The organism is Streptomyces sp. 11x1, from assembly GCF_032598905.1.
Classification (GTDB): domain Bacteria; phylum Actinomycetota; class Actinomycetes; order Streptomycetales; family Streptomycetaceae; genus Streptomyces.
Genome location: NZ_CP122458.1, coordinates 7,793,721 through 7,815,451, shown reverse-complemented (window position 1 = coordinate 7,815,451; position 21,731 = coordinate 7,793,721). Strand labels below are relative to the sequence as shown.

At 70.2% G+C, this 21,731-nt stretch carries 18 protein-coding genes; 9 read left to right on the top strand and 9 right to left on the bottom strand.

Annotated elements, in window-relative coordinates:
* Positions 1–34 precede the first annotated feature (34 nt).
* Complete coding sequence (locus P8T65_RS34270; protein ID WP_316729064.1) at positions 35–1,072, top strand: Gfo/Idh/MocA family oxidoreductase; 1,038 nt, start codon at positions 35–37, stop codon at positions 1,070–1,072.
* 9 nt (positions 1,073–1,081) lie between these two features.
* On the opposite strand, the gene P8T65_RS34265 is transcribed toward P8T65_RS34270, so the two are convergent.
* On the bottom strand, positions 1,082–2,782 hold the full coding sequence (locus tag P8T65_RS34265) for an alkaline phosphatase D family protein (RefSeq protein ID WP_316729063.1): 1,701 nt from the start codon (positions 2,780–2,782) through the stop codon (positions 1,082–1,084).
* A 161-nt stretch (positions 2,783–2,943) separates the two neighbouring features.
* Between P8T65_RS34265 and P8T65_RS34260 the strand changes: the two genes are divergently transcribed.
* Complete coding sequence (locus tag P8T65_RS34260; RefSeq protein ID WP_316729062.1) at positions 2,944–3,762, top strand: SDR family oxidoreductase; 819 nt, start codon at positions 2,944–2,946, stop codon at positions 3,760–3,762.
* 501 nt (positions 3,763–4,263) lie between these two features.
* On the opposite strand, the gene P8T65_RS34255 is transcribed toward P8T65_RS34260, so the two are convergent.
* The gene (locus P8T65_RS34255) at positions 4,264–5,319 is read right to left on the bottom strand and encodes an aldo/keto reductase (protein ID WP_316729061.1); all 1,056 of its coding nucleotides are present in this window, start codon (positions 5,317–5,319) and stop codon (positions 4,264–4,266) included.
* Between the two features lie 77 nt (positions 5,320–5,396).
* A complete protein-coding gene (locus P8T65_RS34250; RefSeq protein WP_184894851.1) occupies positions 5,397–5,723 on the bottom strand; it encodes a nuclear transport factor 2 family protein in 327 nt (108 codons plus the stop codon).
* A 159-nt stretch (positions 5,724–5,882) separates the two neighbouring features.
* Here P8T65_RS34250 and P8T65_RS34245 point away from each other — a divergent pair, with 159 nt between their 5' ends.
* The 6 genes from P8T65_RS34245 (at position 5,883) to P8T65_RS34220 (ending at position 11,966) form a co-directional block, all read left to right on the top strand.
* Complete coding sequence (locus P8T65_RS34245) at positions 5,883–6,428, top strand: DoxX family protein (protein ID WP_316729060.1); 546 nt, start codon at positions 5,883–5,885, stop codon at positions 6,426–6,428.
* 35 nt (positions 6,429–6,463) lie between these two features.
* A complete protein-coding gene (locus tag P8T65_RS34240) occupies positions 6,464–6,817 on the top strand; it encodes a MazG-like family protein (protein WP_316729059.1) in 354 nt (117 codons plus the stop codon).
* Complete coding sequence (locus P8T65_RS34235; RefSeq protein ID WP_316729058.1) at positions 6,810–7,343, top strand: hypothetical protein; 534 nt, start codon at positions 6,810–6,812, stop codon at positions 7,341–7,343. The genes P8T65_RS34240 and P8T65_RS34235 overlap by 8 nt, the downstream gene beginning before the upstream one ends.
* Before the next feature lie 190 nt (positions 7,344–7,533).
* Positions 7,534–9,747 carry an MMPL family transporter gene (locus P8T65_RS34230; protein ID WP_316729057.1) on the top strand — a complete coding sequence of 738 codons (2,214 nt, stop codon included), beginning with the start codon at positions 7,534–7,536 and terminating at the stop codon, positions 9,745–9,747.
* Between the two features lie 233 nt (positions 9,748–9,980).
* Positions 9,981–11,255 (top strand): sensor histidine kinase, encoded by a 1,275-nt coding sequence (locus tag P8T65_RS34225; RefSeq protein WP_316729056.1) that lies wholly within the window; start codon positions 9,981–9,983, stop codon positions 11,253–11,255.
* A gap of 33 nt (positions 11,256–11,288) precedes the next feature.
* Positions 11,289–11,966 (top strand): response regulator transcription factor, encoded by a 678-nt coding sequence (locus P8T65_RS34220; protein WP_316729055.1) that lies wholly within the window; start codon positions 11,289–11,291, stop codon positions 11,964–11,966.
* 51 nt (positions 11,967–12,017) lie between these two features.
* Here the strand turns inward: P8T65_RS34220 and P8T65_RS34215 are convergent, their stop codons facing one another.
* Both P8T65_RS34215 and P8T65_RS34210 read right to left on the bottom strand, forming a co-directional pair.
* A complete protein-coding gene (locus P8T65_RS34215; RefSeq protein WP_316729054.1) occupies positions 12,018–13,466 on the bottom strand; it encodes a family 43 glycosylhydrolase in 1,449 nt (482 codons plus the stop codon).
* A gap of 38 nt (positions 13,467–13,504) precedes the next feature.
* Positions 13,505–15,007 (bottom strand): family 43 glycosylhydrolase, encoded by a 1,503-nt coding sequence (locus P8T65_RS34210; protein ID WP_316729053.1) that lies wholly within the window; start codon positions 15,005–15,007, stop codon positions 13,505–13,507.
* Positions 15,008–15,195: 188 nt separating this feature from the next.
* Here P8T65_RS34210 and P8T65_RS34205 point away from each other — a divergent pair, with 188 nt between their 5' ends.
* Entirely contained in the window at positions 15,196–16,062 is an 867-nt protein-coding gene (locus P8T65_RS34205; RefSeq protein WP_316729052.1) for an LLM class F420-dependent oxidoreductase, read from the top strand.
* Between the two features lie 109 nt (positions 16,063–16,171).
* On the opposite strand, the gene P8T65_RS34200 is transcribed toward P8T65_RS34205, so the two are convergent.
* From P8T65_RS34200 to P8T65_RS34185, 4 genes are all read right to left on the bottom strand, one after another.
* A complete protein-coding gene (locus P8T65_RS34200) occupies positions 16,172–16,459 on the bottom strand; it encodes a DUF4190 domain-containing protein (protein ID WP_316729051.1) in 288 nt (95 codons plus the stop codon).
* A gap of 218 nt (positions 16,460–16,677) precedes the next feature.
* Positions 16,678–17,202 (bottom strand): SMI1/KNR4 family protein, encoded by a 525-nt coding sequence (locus tag P8T65_RS34195; RefSeq protein ID WP_316729050.1) that lies wholly within the window; start codon positions 17,200–17,202, stop codon positions 16,678–16,680.
* 17 nt (positions 17,203–17,219) lie between these two features.
* Positions 17,220–17,819: a hypothetical protein gene (locus P8T65_RS34190; RefSeq protein ID WP_316729049.1), complete on the bottom strand. Its 600-nt coding sequence runs from the start codon at positions 17,817–17,819 to the stop codon at positions 17,220–17,222.
* Complete coding sequence (locus P8T65_RS34185; protein ID WP_316729048.1) at positions 17,816–21,703, bottom strand: RHS repeat-associated core domain-containing protein; 3,888 nt, start codon at positions 21,701–21,703, stop codon at positions 17,816–17,818. Before P8T65_RS34185 ends, P8T65_RS34190 begins: the two co-directional genes overlap by 4 nt.
* Positions 21,704–21,731 lie beyond the last annotated feature (28 nt).

Genomic DNA, 21,731 nt, shown 5'->3' with positions numbered 1-21,731 from the left:
ACATCCCGTCCCGGGGCCGAGGACAGGGGTGGCGATGTCGAACGACGGACGTGTGCGGTGGGGAATCCTGGCTACCGGAGGGATCGCCGCGGCCTTCACGGCCGACCTCGTCGACCTGCCGGACGCCGAGGTCGTGGCGGTGGCCTCACGCAGCGAGGATTCCGCGAAGGCCTTCGCGGAACGGTTCGGGATACCGAGGGCGTACGGCGACTGGCGCGCGCTCGCCGAGGACACGGACGTGGACGTGGTGTACGTCGCCACACCGCACTCGGCGCACCGCACGGCGGCCGGAATGTGCCTGGAGGCCGGGCGGAACGTGCTGTGCGAGAAGCCGTTCACGCTGAACGTGCGCGAGGCGGAGGAACTGGTCGCGCTGGCGCGGGAGCGCGGGCGGTTCCTGATGGAGGCCATGTGGACGTACTGCAACCCGGTGGTGCGCCGGCTCGCGGCGATGGTGCGGGACGGCGCGATCGGTGAGGTGCGGACGGTGCACGCCGACTTCGGCATCCTCGGACCCCTCGCGTCGTCGCATCGGCTGCGGGACCCGGCGCAGGGCGGGGGCGCGCTGCTCGACCTGGGTGTGTACCCGGTGTCCTTCGCGCACCTGCTGCTCGGGGAGCCCTCGGAGATCATGGCGAAGGCGGTGCTCTCCGAGGACGGCATCGATCTCCAGACGGGCGCCCTGCTCTCCTGGGAGAACGGCGCCCTTGCCTCGCTGCACTGCTCCATCGTCGGCGGTACCGCCACCAGCGCGTCGGTCACCGGCTCCGAGGGCCGGATCGACGTCCCGGACGGCTTCTTCTTCGCGGACCGTTTCGTCCTGCACCGCGAAGGACGCGACCCGCAGACCTTCGCGGCGGACCCGGCCGACGGCCCCCGCAACAGCTTCCGGCACGAGGCCCGGGAGGTCATGCGGGCCCTGCGGGCCGGCGAGACCGAGTCCCCGCTCGTCCCCCTCGACGGCACCCTCGCCGTGATGCGCACCCTGGACGCCATCCGCGACCGTATCGGGGTGCGCTATCCCGGCGAGGCCGACTGCCGGGGCGACGCGCTGGTCACTACACCGGCGTGAGCCCCGCGGCTACGCCGGAGTGAGCCCCGGCGTGCCCGCCTCCACCGCGAAGGACGCCACCGTGGAGATGCCGGCCCCGGGCGTCGTCACGTAGGGCACGGCCTTGAAGTCGGCGCGGGCGGCCTCGCGGTCGAGGGCGACCGTGAGGTACCCCCGTCGGCCGTGGTAGAAGCGCATGTGGGGGTTGGCGGTCATGTAGGTGTCCCAGTTCGCGGGCTTGTCGGTGCCATTGCCGCCGCTGCTGATCGAGGTGGCGACGAGCTCCGTGCCGACGGTGCGGGACGAGCGGTCGTCGAAGTCGCGCTTGATGTCGAAGGCGTAGCCGACGTGGACGTCACCGGTGAGGACCATCAGGTTCTCCACTCCGGCGGCCTCCGCGCCGGCGAGGAGGCGTTCGCGGGAGGCCCGGTAACCGTCCCAGGCGTCCATCGCCACCCGGTAGACGTCGCCCACGGCGTTGCGGCGCTGGGAGAAGGTGACCTGCTGCGGGACGACGTTCCAGACGGCGTCGGACCGGTCCCAGCCGTCCAGGAGCCAGCGCTCCTGCGTGGCGCCGGTCATCGTGCGGGCGGGGTCGGCGGACTCCGGGCCCGGGATCTGCCAGCCGTCGCCCTGCGCCTGGTTGGAGCGGTACTGGCGGGTGTCGAGTATGTCGAACTGTGCGAGGCGGCCCCACCGGAAGCGGCGGTAGAGCCGCATGTCGGGCCCGTCGGGGCGCTGGGGGCGGCGCAGCGGCTGGTTCTCCCAGTACGCGCGGTAGGCGGCGGCGCGGCGCAGCAGGAACTCCTCGGAGGGCTCGCCGCCGTCGGGGTGCTCGCCGGCGTAGTTGTTCTCGGTCTCGTGATCGTCCCAGGTGACCACGAAGGGGTGCGCGGCGTGGGCGGCCCGCTGGTCGGGGTCGGTCTTGTGGAGGGCGTACCGCAGCCGGTAGTCCTCCAGGGTGACCGTCTCGTGGTTGAAGACGTCGGGCAGGACGCGGTCGGTGTAGTTGCGGGCGCCGCCGACGGAGTTCACGGCGTATTCGTAGAGATAGTCGCCGAGGTGGAGGACGACATCGATGTCCTCCTCCGCGAGGTGCCGGTAGGCGGTGTAGTAGCCCTGGTCGTAGCGCTGGCAGGAGACGGCCGCGAAGGTGAGCCCGGTGGCGCCGGTCAGGTGGCCGCGGCCGGGGGCGGTGCGGGTGCGGCCGGTCTCGCTGATCCACGCGCCGGCGCGGAAGCGGTAGTGGTAGACGCGCCCGGGGGCGAGGTGGCCGACCTCCACGTGGACGGTGTGGTGGAACTCGGGGTGGGCGGTGACGGTGCCACGTCTGACGATGCGTCGGAATCTCTGGTCGAGGGCCAACTCCCATTGCACGGGGATGCGTTGATCGGACAGACCGCCGTCCGGCTGGTACGGGGCCGGGGCGAGCCGGGTCCACAGGAGCACGGAGTCGGCCAGCGGGTCGCCGGAGGCCACGCCGAGGGTGAAGGGGTCCTCGGTGATCTGCGCGGGATCCAGCGAGGCGGCGGCCGCGGCGCCCGCCGCGGGGAGGTTGGTGGCGAAGGCGAGCGCGGCGGCGGCACCCGTGACGGTGAGGAAGCGGCGGCGGTCGAAGTGACGTGCGGCGGCGCGGAGTTCGGCCGCGTGCGACGAACGGGGCCGGGTCGGCCCCTGGGGGTACTGGGTGTTCCGGGCGTTCGGGCTGCTGTTCTGGGCTGTGGGTGTCATCTGGCCCTCGTCTGAAGGTAGTTGTCTTTTCGGCATTGGAGTGGCCAGGTTCGACGATCTTCTGTCACGTACACAACACTCAGATGGCGGACGGATGAGTTCCGGATGGCGGACCCCGCCTGCGCGGCCGGGCGCACTCCCCTCCCTTACGCTGCGAGGCCATGAACGCTATGCGAACCAAGATCGCGATCGTGACGGGCGCGGGCTCCGGCATCGGCCGCGCCGCGGCCGTGGAACTGCTGCGCACCGGCTGGTCGGTGGCGCTCGCGGGCCGCCGCGAGGACAAGCTCGCCGAGACCGCGGCCGAGGCGGGCGCCACGGCGGACACCGGCGCGGGCGGGGCCGGGGGCGCGGGCACCGCCGCGCGTGCCGGCGCCCCGGAGGCGCTGTGCGTCCGTACGGACGTCTCGCGCCCCGGTGACGTGGACGCGCTCCTCGCGGCCGTGCGCGACCGGTTCGGACGGCTGGACCTGCTGTTCAACAACGCGGGCACGTTCGGGCCGGGCGGGGTGCCGGTGGAGGAGCTGGACTACGCGGCCTGGCGGCACGTCGTGGACACCAACCTCAACGGGGCGTTCCTGTGCGCGCAGGCGGCGTACCGGCAGATGAAGGAGCAGGACCCGCAGGGCGGGCGGATCATCAACAACGGCTCCATCTCCGCGCACACCCCCCGCCCGCACTCCGTCGCGTACACCGCGACCAAGCACGCCCTGACCGGCCTCACCAAGTCGCTCTCGCTGGACGGGCGGCCGTACGGCATCGCGGTCGGCCAGATCGACATCGGCAACGCGGCGACGGACATGACCGAGCGCATGCCGGCCGGCGTCCTCCAGGCGAACGGGCAGCTCGCCCCGGAGCCGGTGATGGACGTGGCCGACGTGGCCCGGACCGTGCGACACATGGCGGAGCTGCCGCTGGAGGCGAATGTGCAGTTCGCGACGGTGATGGCGACGGCGATGCCGTACGTGGGGCGGGGCTGAGAGAGGCGACGCGAGGCCCGAGACACTCGTCCACGGCTCAACTTACACAAACGGAAGCTGATGCTCCGGTCCATAAGAGCACGTGACAGTCATATGCTCAGGACGCGTCTCCACGAGAGCTTCACACTTGGAGGCGGCGGCTTCCGTGGCCAACCCGAGGGGGAGGTGGCAGCCGTTCCGCGGTCCGGAAGGGGGCGGACCTCGCGTGGGACCGCGAGGTGAGCACCGGAGCACGGAGCGGCTGCCCACACGTCCGGGCCGTGGCGCCCGGGGGCGCGGCGGTCATCCTGGACCTGGAGCCGCGCAGGGCGCGGTGCAGGGCCAGGCCACTGGCCGCCCGGCGTGCCAGGGCCTCATCCGCCGTGGCACGCGTCGTCGTCAGTCGGCGGCGGTCCGGATCGCCGCCCGCTCGGGGCCGATGCCCGCTGCCCGGCCCTCCCGTACCGCGTGCGGAGCGCCGGGCGGGCCTGGCCCGGCGCCGAGCGATTCGGGCACCGGCTCTCACCTCCCCAGGAGCCGGTCGATCTCCGTCACCTGGGCCGCGGTGAGCGGGCCCTTCGCGAGGGCGCCCGCGTTCTCCTCGGCCTGGGCGACCGAGCGGAAGCCGGGGATGGGCACGGTCCGGGGGCTGCGGGCCCAGATCCAGGCGAGGGCCCCCTGCGCGAGCGTGCGCCCCTCGCTCGTGAGGACCTCGCGCAGTGCCTCGACCCGGCCGAGCCACTCCGGGTCCGCGCCGCCGTCCGCGCTGAAGCCGGGCAGCCAGGCCGGCGGCGTACTGCGGATGTCACCGGCCTCCAGGGCACGCCCACCGGTGTGCTTGCCGGTGAGCAGACCCATGGCCAGGGGGCTGCGGTTGATGCTCGCGAGCTCGAACCGCTCGCACAGGGCCAGGAGTTCGGGCGCGTCCTGGAGGATGTTCAGGCGGTGCTGCACGGCCGCGCAGTGCGGCCCCTCCGCGAACACGGCCGCGCGGTCCGGGTCGTCGGTGCTCCAGGCGTACGCCCGGATCAGACCCTCCCGCACGAACTCCTCACAGCTGTCGCGGAGTTCGGCGGCCCGCTCGGGTTCGGCGTCGGAGAGGTGCAGCTGATACAGGTCGACGTGGTCGGTGCCGAGACGGTCGAGGGACGCGGTGAGGGCCCGGCGGGCGTGGGCCGGGGTGTCGTCCTGGCCGGTGCGGGTGCGGGTGGCCTCGTCGAAGAGGTTGCCCCACTTGGTGGCCACGACGACGTCCGCGCGGCGCCTGCCGAGGGCCCGGCCGAGGACGCGCTCGCTGTGGCCCGCGCCGTAGGTGTCGGCCGTGTCGAAGAAGGTGACACCGAGGTCGAGGGCGCGGCGGACCGCCCGTACGGACTCCTCGTCGTCGACCTTGCCCCAGCCCAGCGGCTGCCCGTCGGTGTCCTGCCACTCACCGCCGATCGCCCAACAGCCGAAGCCGAGGGCGCTGACCTGGATACCGCTGCGACCGAGCGAGCGGGTGTGGGTGTGGGGCTGCGGGTGCGTTTCGGCGGTCGTGCTCGTGTGCGAGGTCGCGCTCGTGTGCGAGGTCGTCTCCATGCCCAGGGACGTTAGAAGTTGGAGTGCACACGAACGCAAGGCCCCAATGCCCTCGACCGTGCGGTCCCTCCAGGACGTTACGCCTGGCCCGTCTCGAACCGGCTGATCCTGCCGTCCTCCGACACCGTGAAGCGCCACGCGGTGCGCATCTCGCCCCAGGTGTCGTTGCGGTAGTTGGCGACCAGCGCCCGGCCGCCCGCGGATTCGCGCTGGACCTCGATGTGGCCGTGGGAGGAGAAGATCTCCCGGTCGGTCCAGTCCGCGAGGTCGCGGTCGGAGCCGTCGTCCGACATCGTCGCGTCCTCCGTGAGGAGCGCGAAGAAGGCGTCCTCGTCATGGGCGTTCACCGCGGCGACGAAGGCCCGGACGGCCGGGTCGCTGAGTTTGGCGGGTGCGATCGTCATGGCGGCCAGCCTCACACCGTTCCCGGGGGCGCGCCACCGGAGGCGCACGGCGGATCCGGGGCCACCCGAACGGCGGCCCGCACGGGTCGGGCGGGTGTGGTCGGTGCGACGGTGGATACGCGGGAGGGGACCCTACGTACCGGCTGCCCGGGAGTGCTCATGACCTCATTCGACCGACGTGATCTGGGACTGCTGCTCCTGCGGCTGAGCACGGGTGGTGTGCTCGCCGCGCACGGGACGCAGAAGCTGTTCGGCTGGTTCGGCGGACACGGCATCGAGGGCACCGGCGCCTTCATGGAGTCCGTCGGGTACGCGCCCGGCAAGGCGAGCGCCACCGCCGCCGGCCTCGCCGAGACGGGCGGCGGCGCGCTGCTCGCGCTGGGGCTCGCGACGCCCGCGGCCGGTGCGGCCGCGGCGGGCGCGATGGGCGGCGCGGCCGCGATCCACACGCCCAACGGGTTCTTCAACACCGAGGGCGGTTACGAGTACGCCGCGACCCTGGGCCTGGCCGCCGCGGGCCTCGCCGTCGCCGGGCCCGGTCGGCTCTCCCTGGACCACGCGCTCCGCCATGTCGTCGACCGGGGCTGGATGGTCCCGGCGGCGCTCGCCGGCACGGCCGCGGTCACCGCGGTGGTCGTGGGCCTGCGCAACCAGCGGGTGCGCAAGGAGAAGGAGGGCGAGCAGGAGGCGCTGTTCGAAGAGTGACCTCGGCTGTCAGAGGGGCGTGACAAGCTGCGGCCATGAGCGAGCATCCCCGGCATCCCCACGCCCCCGACGACCTCTGGCGGTCCGTCACCCGCCTGTACGCCTGGCTGGAGGCGGACCAGCCCTACGGCGGCCAAGAGGGCCTGCTGCTGCGGATGTTGAAGCTCCAGGAGGAGGTCGGCGAGGTCGCGCAGGCGGTGATCGGCGCGACCGGGCAGAACCCGCGCAAGGGCACCACCCACACCTGGGACGACGTCCAGTCGGAGCTGTGCGACGTCGTCATCACGGCTCTGGTGGCGCTGCGCACCCTGACCCCGGACGCCCGCGCGGTCTTCGACGCCCATCTGGCCGGGGTCACCGCACGCTCGCTGGGCCCCCGCCATGGCTGACAACGCGTTCTGGATCGCCGCGCTCACCGCCGCCACGGCCGTGCTGGCGAGCTGGGTGACGAGCCGGGGGACCGCGCGGGCGGCACGCATCCAGGCGGACACGACGGCGGGCGCGCAACGGGTGGAGCGGCTGCGGCAGGCGCGGCGGACGGCGTACGCCGGGTTCATCGAGCAGGCGCAGCGGCTGAACGACGTGCACTGGAAGGTGTCCGACGTGGTCCGGGGCGCCGAGGGCGGGCTCGACCCGGAGCAGGTGGAGGAGCTGCGGCGGCTGCGTGAGCAGCAGCGGGACGAGTACGCCACGCTGCGCAATCTCACCTGGATCGTCTCGCTGGAGGGGCCCGAGGAGGTCGCCGACCTCGCCAACGCCGTCCGGCGGACGACGAACCCCTTCCACAAGGCGATCGAGGCGATGATCGAGGGCGACACCGGTGCCGTGGCGCGCTTCGACGCCTGCTACACGCCGTTCTGGGACGCGCTGAAGGTCTTCATCAGGGCCTCCCGCGACACCCTGCACACCATGTAGGCGCACCAGGTGGGCCGACGGTACGTCCTCCCCCTGCCGTCCCCCGGTCATACCCCGGGGTGACCCGGCGACGGTGTCGTACTGCGTTCTGAGTACCCGCGATTGTCGGCAGCCGCACGACGACGGGACAGGGGCCGCGACGGGAGTCTTGGCTGACATCCGAGACCTCTGACGTGGAGACCTGCGACCCATGGCAACCTTCCTTCATCGGCTGGGCCGGCTGGCCTTCCGCAAACGCTGGTACGTCATAGTGATGTGGCTGGCGGTACTGGGCGCCGTCGGTGTCGGCGCCCTCAAGGCCCCGGGAGCCTCCGACGAGGAGTTCTCCATGCCGGGCATCGAGTCCCAGAAGGCGTTCGACCTGATGGAACAGCGCTTCCCGGGGGTCACCGCGGACGGCGCCACCGCCCGGGTCGTGTTCGTCGCCCCGAGCGGCGAGAAGGTCACCGGCGCCGAGAACAAGAAGGCCGTCGAGGAGACGGTGGCGGATCTGGCCGACGGTTCCCAGGTCGCGAGCGCCGTCGACCCCTTCCGGGCGGGGGCGGTCAGCAAGGACGGCACCACGGCGTACGCGACGGTCACGTACAAGGTGACCGCGAACGACCTCACCGACGCGAGCAGGACCCACCTGGAGGGCGCGCTCCACGCGGCGCAGGACTCGGGGCTGACCGTCGAGGCCGGCGGGACCGCGATGGACGAGCAGGGCGGCGCGGGCGGCGCGGCCGAGGTGATCGGTGTCGCCATCGCCTCCGTCGTGCTGCTGGTCACCTTCGGGTCGCTGGCCGCCGCCGGACTGCCGCTGCTGACCGCGCTGGTCGGCGTCGCCTTCAGCATGGCCTCGGTCCTCGCCCTGTCCGAGGCGTTCGGCCTGTCCACCACGACGGGCACCCTCGCGATGATGCTGGGCCTCGCGGTCGGCATCGACTACGCCCTGTTCGTCGTCTCCCGCTACCGCGAGGAGCGCGCCAAGGGCCGTTCGCCCGAGGAGGCGACCGCCCTCGCCACCGGCACCGCCGGGTCGGCGGTCGTGTTCGCCGGACTCACCGTCGTCATCGCGCTGGCCGGACTGTCCGTGGTCGGCATCCCGATGCTGACCAAGATGGGGCTGGCCGCGGCGGGCGCCGTCGTCGTGGCCGTGCTGATCGCGCTGACCCTGGTGCCGGCCGTCCTCGGCTGCTGGCCGAACGCGGTGCTGGCCCGCAAGGCGCGCAGGAGCGGCCGGATCGAGGAGAGCCCCGCGGACAACGGCGGCACCCGCTGGTCGCGGTTCGTGCTGCGCCGTCCGCTCCCCGTGCTGGTCCTCGGCGTCGTCGGCCTCGGCGCGCTCGCCGTCCCGATGACCGACCTCCAGCTGGGCATGCCCGGCGACGAGGCCAAGTCGACCTCGACCACCGAGCGCCGGGCCTACGACGCGCTCGCCGAGGGTTTCGGGCCCGGCTTCAACGGGCCGCTGACGATCGTCGTGGACGCCGAGGGGACCGACGACGCCAAGGGTGCCGCCGACACGATCATGAAGGAGATCGGCGCCACCGAGGGGGTCGTGTCCGTCTCCCCCGCGCGCTTCAACGAGGCCGGTGACACGGCCGTCTTCTCGGCGGTGCCCGCCACCGCGCCGACCGACGAGAAGACCAAGGACCTGGTGACCACCATCCGCGACGAGCGGCCCGGCCTGGAGTCCGAGACGGGCGCCACGTTCGAGGTCACCGGCACCACCGCGCTGAACATCGACATCTCCGACAAGGTGCAGTCCGCGCTGGTCCCGTATCTGCTGGTCGTGGTCGGCCTGGCGGTCATCCTGCTGCTGGTCGTCTTCCGCTCCCTGCTGGTCCCGCTCAAGGCGGCCGCCGGCTTCCTGCTGTCGGTGCTCGCCTCGCTCGGTGTGGTCGTCCTGGTCTTCCAGCAGGGCCACGGCGCGGAGCTCCTGGGCGTGGAGCAGACCGGCCCGATCATGAGCCTGATGCCGATCTTCCTGGTGGGCATCGTGTTCGGTCTGGCGATGGACTACGAGGTGTTCCTGGTCTCCCGGATGCGCGAGGCGTACGTCCACGGCGACCGGGCCGACGAGGCGATCACCAGTGGCTTCCGGCACAGCGCCCGGGTGGTCGCGGCCGCCGCCCTGATCATGATCGCGGTGTTCGCCGGGTTCATCGGCGAGAGCGACTCCATGATCAAGATGATCGGGTTCGGGCTGGCCTCCGCGGTCCTGTTCGACGCGTTCGTCGTACGGATGGCGATCGTGCCGGCCGTGCTGGCGTTGCTCGGTGACAGGGCGTGGTGGCTGCCGAAGTGGCTGGACCGTGCGCTGCCGCACGTCGATGTGGAGGGTGAGGCGCTGACCCGCCGCGCCGACACGGAGCTGCCCGCCCCGGCCGACACGGCTGAGCTGGAAGTGACCCGCGCCTGATCCGACCGCCCCACCCCCACGGGGGGCCGTCCGTGGCGAAGGACACGGGAGGCCCTCGGGGGCGTTCCCGCCGAAGTCGACGACCATCGAGGGGGACACCACCATGGTCCCCGCCCACCGACCGGAGCCCCGATGACCACTCTGCGGAGTCCCGATGAGCACCACCCTGCGGAGTCCCCGATGAGCACCGTTCGGCCGGAGCCCCCGACGGGCACTGTTCGGCCGGAGCCCCGATGAGCACCGCCCTGGAGCGGCACACCGCGGACCGTCTGGGGGACTTCTACGGCCGTTACGCCCACCTCGTCGACCTGGTCCTGGCCCTCGCGCTGATGGGCTGCGCCACCCTCGGCAGCGCGCTCACCCTGCCCGGCGCCGAACCGCCGGACCAGGACAGGGTCGGGGTGGCCCTCATGGGTGTGTCCTGCCTCGCGCTGCTCAAGCACCGCACCCACCCGCGCGCCGCCCTCGTCGTGACCGCTATCTGCACGACGGTCGCCGTCGCCCTCGGCTATCTGCTCACCCCCCTGCTGCTCGCCCCGCTCATGGCGGCGCTCTACTGGCTGGCCACGCTCACCGACCGCAGAACCACCCGCGTCTACGGCTGCACCACCATCGTGGTGATGAACGTCGCGGCCGTGTTCGCCGACTCCATGGAGCACCTCTCGCTGGTGCTCAGGACGATCGGTCCCATCTTCTGGCTGCTGCTCCCCCTGGCCGCCGGCCGGGGCACGCTGGTGCGGCGGGCCTATCTGAAGTCGGTGCAGGCCCGCGCCGAGCACGCCGAACGCACCCGGGAGGAGGAGGCACGGCTCAGGGTCACCGAGGAACGGATGCGCATCGCCCGGGATCTGCACGACGTGGTCGCCCACCACCTGGCCCTCGCCAACGCCCAGGCGGGAACCGCCGCGCACCTCACCCGTACCGACCCCGAGCAGGCCCACCGCATCCTCACCGAGCTGACGGCCACCACGTCGGCGGCGCTGCGCGAGCTGAAGGGCACGGTCGGGGTGCTGCGCCGGCCCGACGACCCCGAGGCGCCGCTGGCCCCCACCCCCGGTCTCCACCAACTCCCCGAGCTGACGGCGGCCTGCGAGTCCGCCGGTCTCACGGTCACCGTCACCACGGACGGCGTCCCGGGGCCGCTGGACCCCGGTGTGGACCTGACGGCGTACAGGATCGTGCAGGAGGCCCTCACCAACGTCAGCAAGCACGCCGCCGTGGACGCGGCACGAGTCCGCCTCGTGTACGAGGAGGCGCACCTGACGATCACGGTCACCGACGACGGCACACCGCGCCCGCGGGGCACGTCACCGCGGGGCACGTCCGAGCCCGGCCGTGGTTTCGGCCTCATCGGCATGCGGGAGCGGGCCCAGTCCGTCGGGGGCTGTCTGAGCGCGGGTCACCGCCCCGAGGGTGGCTTCGAGGTCACCACCGACCTGCCACTACGGCCGTACCCCTCTCGCGCCACAGCCCCGGTGCCGGCCCCGGCCCCTGAACAGCGGAACTAGCCGCCCACGAGCAGTGGAAGAAACGCAACGCCCATGACCATTCGCGTCCTGCTCGCCGACGACCAGGCCCTGCTGCGGGCCACCTTCCGGATCCTCATCGACTCCTGCCCGGACCTGGAGGTGGTCGCCGAGGCCACCGACGGCCGGGAGGCGGTCGACCTGGTCCGGGTGCACCGCCCCGACGTGGTCCTCATGGACATCCGGATGCCCGGCACGGACGGGCTCACCGCGACCGCCGTGATCTGCGCCGACGAGGAGCTGGCCGACACCCGTGTCCTGATCCTCACGACGTTCGAGATCGACGAGTACGTGGCCCAGGCGCTGCGCTCCGGCGCCAGCGGCTTCCTCGGCAAGGACGTCACCGCCGACGCGCTCCTCGACGGCATCCGCACGGTGGCCGCCGGCGACACGCTGCTCTCCCCCGCCGCCACCCGGACCCTCATCACGCGTTTCCTCGCCACCCCCACCCCCGGCAACCGGCTCGCCGCCCCCGACCGGCTGACCATCCTGACCACGCGTGAGCGGGAGGTCATGTCCCTGGCGGCCGAGGGCCACTCCAACGACGAGATCGCCGAGAAGCTGTATGTGAGCCCGCTGACGGTACGGACCCATGTCCACCGGGCGATGACGAAACTGGGTGCCCGCGACCGGGCCCAACTGGTCGTGATGGCGTACCAGTCGGGCCTGGTGCGGGTCACCCCGCCGGAGTGAACCTCGTTCTTTACTCGGCTAGCGCATGCCTGACCACTCCTTCTACTCCTGCTACTCCTTGTAGAACGTGGCGTCCTGACGGTCGAGGGTCGTGCTGACCGGCTGGGTGTGGAGCAGGTTGTTGTAGTGGCGGATGTAGCGGCCGGGGAAGTTGAACGACTCGTACGAGACCCCGGCCGCGGTGTCGGCGAGGCCGGCCCGCTGGAAGAAGGACGCGTCCGCGTCGAACAGGGCCGTGCCGTCGTCCTTCTCCACCCAGAGCTCGTTGTTCTTGTGGCGGAGGTAGTAGCCGGGGAAGTTCGCCGACTCCAGCGAGACCGTGCCGCTGCCCGTCAGCCCGGTGACGATCCGGAACTGCGAGTCGGCGAGGTTGGTGACGTCGCTCTCCAGCTTGGCGCGGTACTCCCAGTGCCGGATGAACTTGCCCGGGAAGTTGAACGAGGAGAGCCGGACCGGCGTCGCGCCGTCGGCGACGGGGATGCCGAAGTTGGGCGTGCCGTCGGCGTTCCAGTACAGCTTCTGGTAGCGGGTACGGCGGTTGGGGTCGTTGAGCGGGTCGCCGCTGATGTCCTTGTAGTTGCGGTCGTGGTAGACGAGGATGTCGGACTTTCCGTCCTCGGACGTGGTGAAGGTGTTGTGGCCGGGGCCGTACTGGCCGGTGTTTGCGTTGCTCTTGAAGACCGGCGTGGAGGTCTTCGCCCAGGACGCCGGGTTCATGAGGTCGGCCGTGTCGGAGGCGGTCAGCAGTCCCAGGCAGTAGTTGGCGTCGGTGGCGCTGGCCGAGTAGGCCATGAAGACCTTGCCGTTCCGCTGGATGACGGCCGGGCCCTCGTTCACCCGGTGACCGACGGTCTCCCAGGAGTACTCCGGCTTGGAGATCATCACCGGACTGCCGCTGATGGTCCAGGGGTTGGACATCCTCGCCAGGTACAGGTTGGTGCCGGTGCCCACCGCCGGGTCGTTCTGCGCCCAGCTGAGGTAGCGGGTGCCGCCCACCGTGAAGGTGGTGGCGTCCAGCGAGAACGTGTCCAGCGGAAGGGCGATCCGGCCCTTCTCGGTCCAGGTGCCGGTGATCGGGTTGGCCGCGCTGGTCTCCAGGACGTACGGCCGGATCTTCCAGATGTCGTTCGAGGCACCGGCCGCGAAGTACACGTACCACTTGCCGTCGATGAAGTGGATCTCCGGCGCCCAGATGTGGGCGCCCATCTCACCGCTGGCGTGCTTGGTCCAGATCGTGGTCTCCGTGGCCGTGGCGAGGCCCTGGAGGGTGGTGGACCGGCGCATCACGATCTTGTCGTACGCGGGGACGGTGGCCGTGAAGTAGTAGTAGCCGTCGGTGTGCTTGTAGATGTGCGGGTCGGCCCGCTGCTCGGCTATCGGGTTGGTGAAGGTGACGGCCGGGGACGCCGGGGCGGCGGCCTGGGCGGGGGTGGTCACGGTGGTGAGCACGGCGAGCGCGGCTGCGGCGGCCACCAGAACCCGTCTGACGAGTCGTCTCATGTCTTGTTCGCGGCCCTTCGAGGTCAAGGATGTGGGAATCAGGCGGTCGTGGGGACAAGCCGCCACTGCTGGCAGTTGTTGTCGAGCCAGGACCACTGGCGTACGTCGGTGCCGTTGGCGGTGCCGCAGTCGGCGACGTCCATGACCTTGCCGGTGGAGGCGTTGACGATCCGGACGTAGTCGCCGCCGAGGTAGACCAGGCGGTACTTCTGGCAGTTGTTGTTCAGCCAGGACCACTGCCGGATGTCGGTGCCGTCGGCGCTCGCACAGTCGGCGACGTCGGCGACCTTGCCGGTGGCGACGTTCACCAGGCGGCTGGTGTCGTCGGCGCGGTCCTCGATCCGCCACTTCTGGTTGGCCCCGCCGTTGCAGGTCCACTGGAAGATGTTGGTCCCGTCGGCCGTGTTGCCGCCGTTGACGTCCAGGCACTTGCCGCTGTTGCGGTTGACGATGGTGTACGCGGTCGGGGTCGTCGCGGTCTCACCGGAGGGCCCGGCGATGGTGGTCCCGAGGGCGACGGGGGTGCCGAAGTTCGGGGTGCCGTCGGCGTTCCAGGTGAACTTCTGGGCGCGGGTCGTACGGCCGTTGTCGCAGCCGTCGCTCGCGGCGTCGTTGGCGTGGTAGACGATCCAGTTCTCGGTGCCGTCGGGCGAGGTGAAGAACCCGTTGTGGCCCGGCGCGTAGACCCCGGCCGCGTCGTTGCGCTGGAAGACGGGCGTCTGCTTCTTCGTCCAGGAGGAGGCGAGCAGCGGGTCGGACCCGGTCAGCTCCAGCTGCCCGAGCTTGTAGTCGGGGCCCCAGCAGGCGCTGGCGGAGTAGATGAGGAAGGTGCGCCCGTTGCGGTAGAGCGGCTCGGGGCCCTCGTTGACCTCGCCGCTCTGCGTCTCCCAGCTCAGGGTCGGGCTGGAGATGACGGTGAAGGTGGAGCTCGCGAGGGTGTACGGGTTGCTGAGCGGCGCGATGACGAGGCTCTGCTTGCTGCCGCTCGCCGAACCGCTGCCGACCAGGTACAGCTTGTCGTCGTGCTTGAGCACGCTGACGTCGATCAGCCAGCCGTTGGGGTTGAGGTTGGCACCGGTGAGGGTGTTCTTGAAGGTGTACGGCCCCATCGGGTCGGACCCGGCGCTCTCCAGGACGTGGGTGCGCTGGTCGTCGCAGCAGGCGGAGCCGCGCGGCCCGGCGGAGTAGTAGAGGTACCACTTGCCGTCGAAGAAGTGGATCTCCGGGGCCCACATGTTCCAGTTGCGGGTGGAGGTGCTGTCCGACCACACCTGCACGCTGGGCGCGGTGCTCAACCCCGCCAGCGTGGGTGACTTGCGCATGGTCAGCTCACCGGTGAACGAGGTCGTCACCAGGTAGTAGTTGCCGTTGTAGTACTCCAGCCACGGGTCGGCGCCCTTCTGCGACTTGACCGGGTTGGTGTACGGCCTGCCGTCGGCCGCTGCGGCGGGCGAGGCCGGCTGGACGGCGAGGAGTGACGCGAACAGGGCCAGCAGGGCGGCACCCAGCGTCACCCCGTGACGGACTTGAATGCGGAACACGGCAAGTCCCTTCGGGGGCGGCTCTCGGGGAGGGGATCAAGAGGCAGATTGTTCGATATTGCGAACGTTGTGCGTAACTTCGGCCAGAAGGTAAAGGTGAGGCAGGAGGGGCGTCAATGGATGCGACACGATTTGATGCCGAGGCGGCCGTCGGAATAGATCCCGAAGGCGGCCGGGTTGGCGATGGCATGGCGAAACAGAACCTGGGTCGACACGGCATCTGGAGCATCGGACTGCGAACGGAGGATCCCGCTCGACACGGTGAAGTCGCAGAAGCGGCGGCCGAGTTGGAGGAACTCGGCTTCGGCGCAATCTGGCTGGGCGGCAGCACGTCGGTCGACCACGCCGCCCCCCTGGTCGAGGCCACGTCCCGAATCACCGTCGCCACCGGCATCCAGAGCATCTGGCAGCACGAGGCCGCCGAAACGGCCGCGCGCTTCCGGGAGCTGGACGCCGCCCACCCCGGCCGCTTCCTCCTCGGCCTGGGCGTGAGCCACGCGAAGCTCGCGGAGCAGTACCGGCGCCCGTACGCCGCGATGGTCGCCTACCTGGACGCCCTGGACGCGGCTGGGGTCCCCGCCGACCGTCGGGTGCTGGCCGCGCTGGGCCCGCGCATGCTCCGCCTCTCCCGGGACCGGGCGGCCGGCTCACACCCGTACCTGGTGACCCCGGAACACACGGCCGAGGCGCGCGAGACGCTGGGCACGGGCGCTCTCCTGGCCCCCGAACTGAAGGTGATCCTGGAGCCCGACGCGGACCGCGCCCGGTCCGTCGCCCGCGCCCACCTCGCCTTCTACCTAGGGCTGCCGAACTACACGAACACCTTCCTCCGTCTCGGCTTCACCGAACCCGACCTCGCGGACGGGGGCAGCGACCGCCTGATCGACGCGGTGTACGCATGGGGTGACGATGATCGAATCCGGGCACGGGTGGACGAGTTCCACGCGGCCGGCGCGGACCATGTGGCTCTCCAGGTGCTCGACGGGCGGGAGGGCGACGCGCTGCCGAGGAAGGAGTGGGGGCGGTTGGCGGAGGTGGTGGGGTTGGTGGGGTGAGGGGCGCGGGCGCAACGGGGCGGCTCACCCGAGCCGACCGGAAACGCCGTGGGCGGCTCGGCTCAGGCCGAGCCGCCCACGTACGCCTGGAGCGAGCGACGCTCGCCGGTCAGCCCCCGACGTACCAGGTGAAACCGCCATTGGACGCGGCCACGGCGATCAGCACCGCGAAGATGACCAGGTCCACGACGCCGAGGGCGATGCCGGCCCTGGCGACGCCACCGCCGCCCTTCACCCCCGCCTGCCGCAGGCCTACGACACCCAGCACGATGGCCAGCGGGCCGAGGATCACGTTGAAGAAGAAGATACCGATGATTCCGCAGACAAGGCTGGCGATGGCACAGCCCGTTGGTGCGTGATCGGGAAGTGAAGAAGAAGAATCGCCGTAACTCGTCATCACATTCCCCTGATATAGGCGTACTTGATGATGGAGCCCCACGTCTCGGCGCACGTCGCGCCCGTGCTTTCCGGCAATCCGAGTGCCCCCGCACACCGGCTCTACTCCACCGCGGCGACGCCTGGGCCGCGGACCCGTTGCGAGGATCGGTCTGCACACAGGGCTCTGCCCGCGAATTACGACTGCGGCGACCGAATCGGCCGACCCAGCCGAACCAGCTATGGCTGGACTCCGCCGACCCTCTCGAACGAGGCATCCCCTTCAATGATCGGGATTTCCAGTTCGCCGCTCAACGCCGACCACAGAAAATCCGTGAACGACATATCCAGCCGAGCCCACTCCCCCATTTCCACAACCACCGACCAACCATCCCCTCTTTTCGCCGGAGGCTGGATGAACACGTGATTACCCGAGATCGAGCGACATACCGGAAGGCATCCACCGCGGGCTGGATAGATCGCAAACGGATAGAGCTCAGGATAACTGCTGGAGAGGTCTCCAAACGCCTGAGAGGCCTGCTCCCACAACGATTCGAGCCTCAATCCCTCTTCTCCTCCCGCCGCTCGCGGGTGAAAGAGGTAGAGCTGATCATTGATACAGCCCGGCCCGTAAGCCGTCACGAACTCCTTGTAATCCTGAGGAAGCTGCTCCGCCAGGCCTGCTTCCAGAGCTCGCCAGTCACGGCTGATGTCTCCGTTGACCTGCGGCTGCCCCAGGAATTCACGGAACCGAGAGAGTTCCACCGGACGACCTTTACTCGTCAGTCGTCGAACGACAGGTTCACGTAGGGGTCAGGTTCCCCGGTCCAGGGGTTCAGCCCCTCGTCGAGGAGTCGTTGTTCCTGACCGACGCTGACGAACCTCGGTGTCGAGTTCCCCCACAGGGTCGTATCGCTCAGTGGGCACTCGTCGAAGTCACGAGAGAAGAGCCCACAGAGAAATCCACTCATGCCCCGGTCGTACTCGGCCCACCGAGGGGACGATTTCTGGCGCCGCCAGACGACAACCGGCCAGCGGTCCGGATCTTCGTGCTCCGTCTTCCAGCAGACGATGTCCGCTGCCACGGTCAACCCCCAGGCCAGGAGAGGAGCAGAACCCTCATCCCACAGGCCCGCCGCATTGCGTGTCTCCCCTGCCATGCCACCTTCCACGGACCGGTCCGGCGTGTTCGGCACCAGGATCGAGAAGGAGTCGTCGATGGCTCCCGCTCCGTAGTGCGACATGAAAGCCATGTAGTCCGAGGGAAAACCCCGCCCCCAGGCCGTTCGGAGCGCAGCCCAGTCGACCCCTTGGTCCTCACCCAGATCGGCCGGCATGACGGCCAGGAGGCGGGCCATATCGTCGCCGGAAAATGAAGTCATGGCATCGATCCAATCGGCTGGGGCACACCGTTGTGTGTCACGAGACCCAGGTTTCTCCATTGCTGTCGCGACGGACTGTAGAGCGAGTTCGGCACGACCGTGTCGAAGTCGATTCCTGGCGCCCCATTCTTATACACGCCCGAGGCAGCGATCTGGAATGCCACCGGAACAGTCCGCGCACCATCATACTTGGGTGTAACAGAGTAACGCACGACCTGTCCACTCTCGATCGCCCTGTTCGTCCGCGATTCGAAGTTGTACATGTTGTGCTCAAGCCGCCCGTCACCCCGCACCCAGGTGTTCGCCTGCCGGGAGCAGGTGGATAGATTCCTGAGGTCGGTTCCCGAACCACCCAGGTCTCTGCCAAGCAAATGGCAGTTGTTGATCGCTTCTCTGGGGACCAGACCGAGGTGACGAGCGAAGCGGCCAGCCCATTCATACCCCGGTGGCCGGATATCACGGCTCACGTCGCTACCTGGGTTGCTCTCCAGATAGGCGGTGTCAAGGCAGGCCTCGACACCGCTGGCCCGGTTGCCGTACGCAGACTCAGCCTCGCCGTATTCCACCCAACCGCGACCACTCCGTCGACAGTCCTGGGCGTCATCACCAGTGCTGTCACGGCCCTGTGAGGGCGCCCCGTCAAGGGCTTCCTGCAGCTCGGGGGTGTACTCCTCGTCGCCGTCGAAGGTCGCCGCGATGACCGCTCTCTGGTCCACCACGACAGCGCGCTGCAGCGCCTGCTGCTTGACGCGTCCCACGTCGACCCTCGGTCTGGGCACCGGCCGAGTAGGAGCCGTCGTCGGGTTCTTGCCGCGGTTCGGGTTCTGCGGGGTCGGGGGCTTCGGGGGTCGAGTGTTTGCGGTACCACGTGAGGAGCCCGTGCCACGGGTCGCGCCGGTGCCCCTGTACGAGGTGGTCGAGCAACCGTAGGTGCATCCGCGGTAGGAGTTGCCGGTTCCCGTCGAGCGTCCCGTGACGGGCCTCCTCGTGGAGAACCGTCGGTCCAGGCGCGCCATCTCCTGGGCGTTCTTGCGGGCCTGGGCCCGGCTGATCCCCAAGTTGCGCTTTGTGCTTCCGGGCGTACTCCTACGGCCGGACCTTCGGTCGGGTATGTGCCTCTTCGGTGCGGCGTCGCCGTACCTGGTGCCCGGCCCGGATCCGCGCCGGAGGCCGCCCACACCCATCCGTCCGCTTCCGCCACCGCACGCGCACGCGTGTCCGGTCGGGTCCGTTCCGTTGACCGGGTCGTCGTTGGCGTATCCGTACCGGTTGCCCTGGGCCGATGGCACGGGATCGAGCTGCCAGGTGTCCCGGGAACCGAAGGAGCCCGTACCCGGCTGGTACCAGCGGGCCGCCATGTTGACGTCACCCGACGTCGGGTCGGTGTAACCGGACTGGTAGCCGACTGAGGGCGTCGTCCCGTTGGTGGCGATCTCCACGCCGAAGGGGTCGTAGGCCGTGGAGCCGTTGACCGTCTTGCCGTCAGCAGCAAGGCCCGCGACGAGGTCGGTGTGCTGGTCGGTGAGAGCCCACAGTCCGGTGGTGCCGGTCGAGGCGGAGAGCAGGGTGCCCTCCGGTGTGCGGTTGTACTTGCTGTCGCCGTCGGTGGCCAGGTCGCCCGAGCCTCCGTCGTAGGCGAAGGTCGTCGAACCCCGCGTCTGGATGCGGTCCAGCGAGTCGTAGGAGTACGCGACCCCGCTGTCGGTCGTCTTCCGTTCGAAGGCGTCGAAGGTCAGCGACCGCTTAGTGCCGGTGCCGCTGTTCACCGCGGAGAGCGTGCCGCGCGGGGTGTACGTGAAGGACTTCGTCCCGTCCGTCAGTTGGCGGTTGCGGTCGTCGAACGTCGCGCTGACGGAGCCGGACTTGGTGCGGTTGCCGGCGTCGTCCCACTCGTATGTCGTCGTGCTGCCGCCGTGGGCCCAGGAGGTCAGGCGCCCGGCGTCGTCGTAGCCGTAGGTGTTGGTGGTGGCTCCGGCGGTACCCGTGGTCTTCTTGGTCTTCACCTGATCGTCGAGGTCGTAGGTGTAGTCCGTCGACGCGATGCCGCCCGTGCCGTCGGGAAGGGTGACCTTGTCCCCGGTGAGGCGGCCGAGGTCGTCATAGCTGTACGTACGGCGCGTCGACTCCGTCCAGGCCGTGGAACCGTCCGGCTTGACCGCGTAGCGCTCCAGCTTCGGCCGGCCGGCGGCGTCGAAGTCGTACCAGATGTCGTTGCCGGTGAGGGAGTCCCAGACCCAGTCGAGCCGTCCGGCGCTGTCGTATCCGTAGTCGGTGCTGCCCGCAGCGGTCTTGCGGTGCGTCATGTTGCCGTCGAGGTCGTACGTGTACTCGGAGACGCCGCCCGCACCGGCCGCGGTCAGGAGCTGACCCCGGTCGTTGTAGGTGTACGTGTTCCGAGTCGCGCCGCCGGCGACGCCGACGACGGTGAGCCGGCCGGCCAGGTCGTACTCCAGGGTGCGGGCGGTGGTGGCCGCCTCCGCGCCGGAGCCGGTCTCGCCGATCAGCCTGCCCAGGCCGTCATAGGTGCTCTCGCGCTTCACACCGCCCGGGAGCAGCTCGGTCACCGGCTGCCCCGCGCGGTCGTAGACGGTGGTCCAGGTACGGTCCGCCGCGTCCGGGGTGGCCGTCGTGACGGGTTCGATCGTGGACTGCGGCAGACCCCAGCTGTTGAAGGTGTAGACCGTGGTGTTGCTCCGGCCGTCCGTGAAGCGGGTGCGGTTGCCCGCGGCGTCGTAGCCGAAGGTGGTGGTGAGGGACTTGGTGGAGGTGACCGGCTCCAGCTGCTCGGTCATCCGGCCGAGGGCGTCGTACTTGAACGTCGTGCGGACCTTCTTCTCCGCCGAGATCAGAGCCGTGCGGTTGCCGTCGGCGTCGTACTCCTGACCGACGGTGCGCAGGGCTGTGGTACCGGTGCCGTAGTCGGTCGTCGCGGTGACGTCGTCGAGTGCGTTGTACGCGGTCACCGTCCTTCGCCCGGTGGCGTCGACGAACTCGGTCTGGCGACCGAGGCCGTCGTAGGCGAACCGCGCGGTGCCCACCGCGTCGGTCACCGACATGGTCTCTCCGGCGGGGTTGTACGTGGACGAGGTGATCCGGCCGGCAGGAGTCCGCGACAGCGTCTGGTTGCCCGCGTCGTCCCATGTGTAGTGGCTGGTCAGGTTCTGCACGCTCGGGTAGCGCTCGACGACCGTCGAGGTCAGCTGGCGGCCGAGTTCGTCGTACGTCGCCTCGGCGCGGGCTCCGGTCGGGTCCGTCGCCGACAGTTGGAGGCCGGTGGGTGTCCAGGTGAACCTGGATATTCCTCCGCCGTCGTCGGCCGTGACCGGACCGACCTGGATCTCTGAGCTGCCGCCGTCGAGGAGCGCGCCGACCGGGTCGGCTGGCGGGTCGGTCCTGTCGATCACCCTGCCCAGCTGGTCATACCCGTAGCTGGTGACCCGGCCCAGCGGGTCGGTGAGGGATTCCTGGAGTCCGAGCGGGGTGTAAGTGGTGCGAAGCGTGGCCGTGAGCTCGGTACCTCCGGGCGGGGTGTAGCCGGGCAGGGTCACCGCGGTCGTACGGCCGAGCCTGTCCGTCTCCGTACGGGTCACCTGGCCCCGGGTGTCCTTGACCCGGGTGACGTCGCCGAAGGTGTTGTAGCCGGTGCGGGTGACCGGCTGCACCGCCGTGGCGGAACCGCCGTTCTCCTCGGCCTGGACCTGCGGTGCCGTCTCCTGGACGAGGCGCCCCAGCTCGTCGTACCGGTAGGTGGTGGTGTGGGCCGCGGCGGTCGCACCCGGCTCGTTGCCGCGCGGGGCGACCGAGGTCAGTTCCAGTCCACGCCGGTCGTAGGTGTGGGTCGTGGTGTGGGTGCTCGTGCCGTCGGTGACCGTCTGCTTCTTCACGTTGCCCGCCGAGTCGTACTCGGACTTC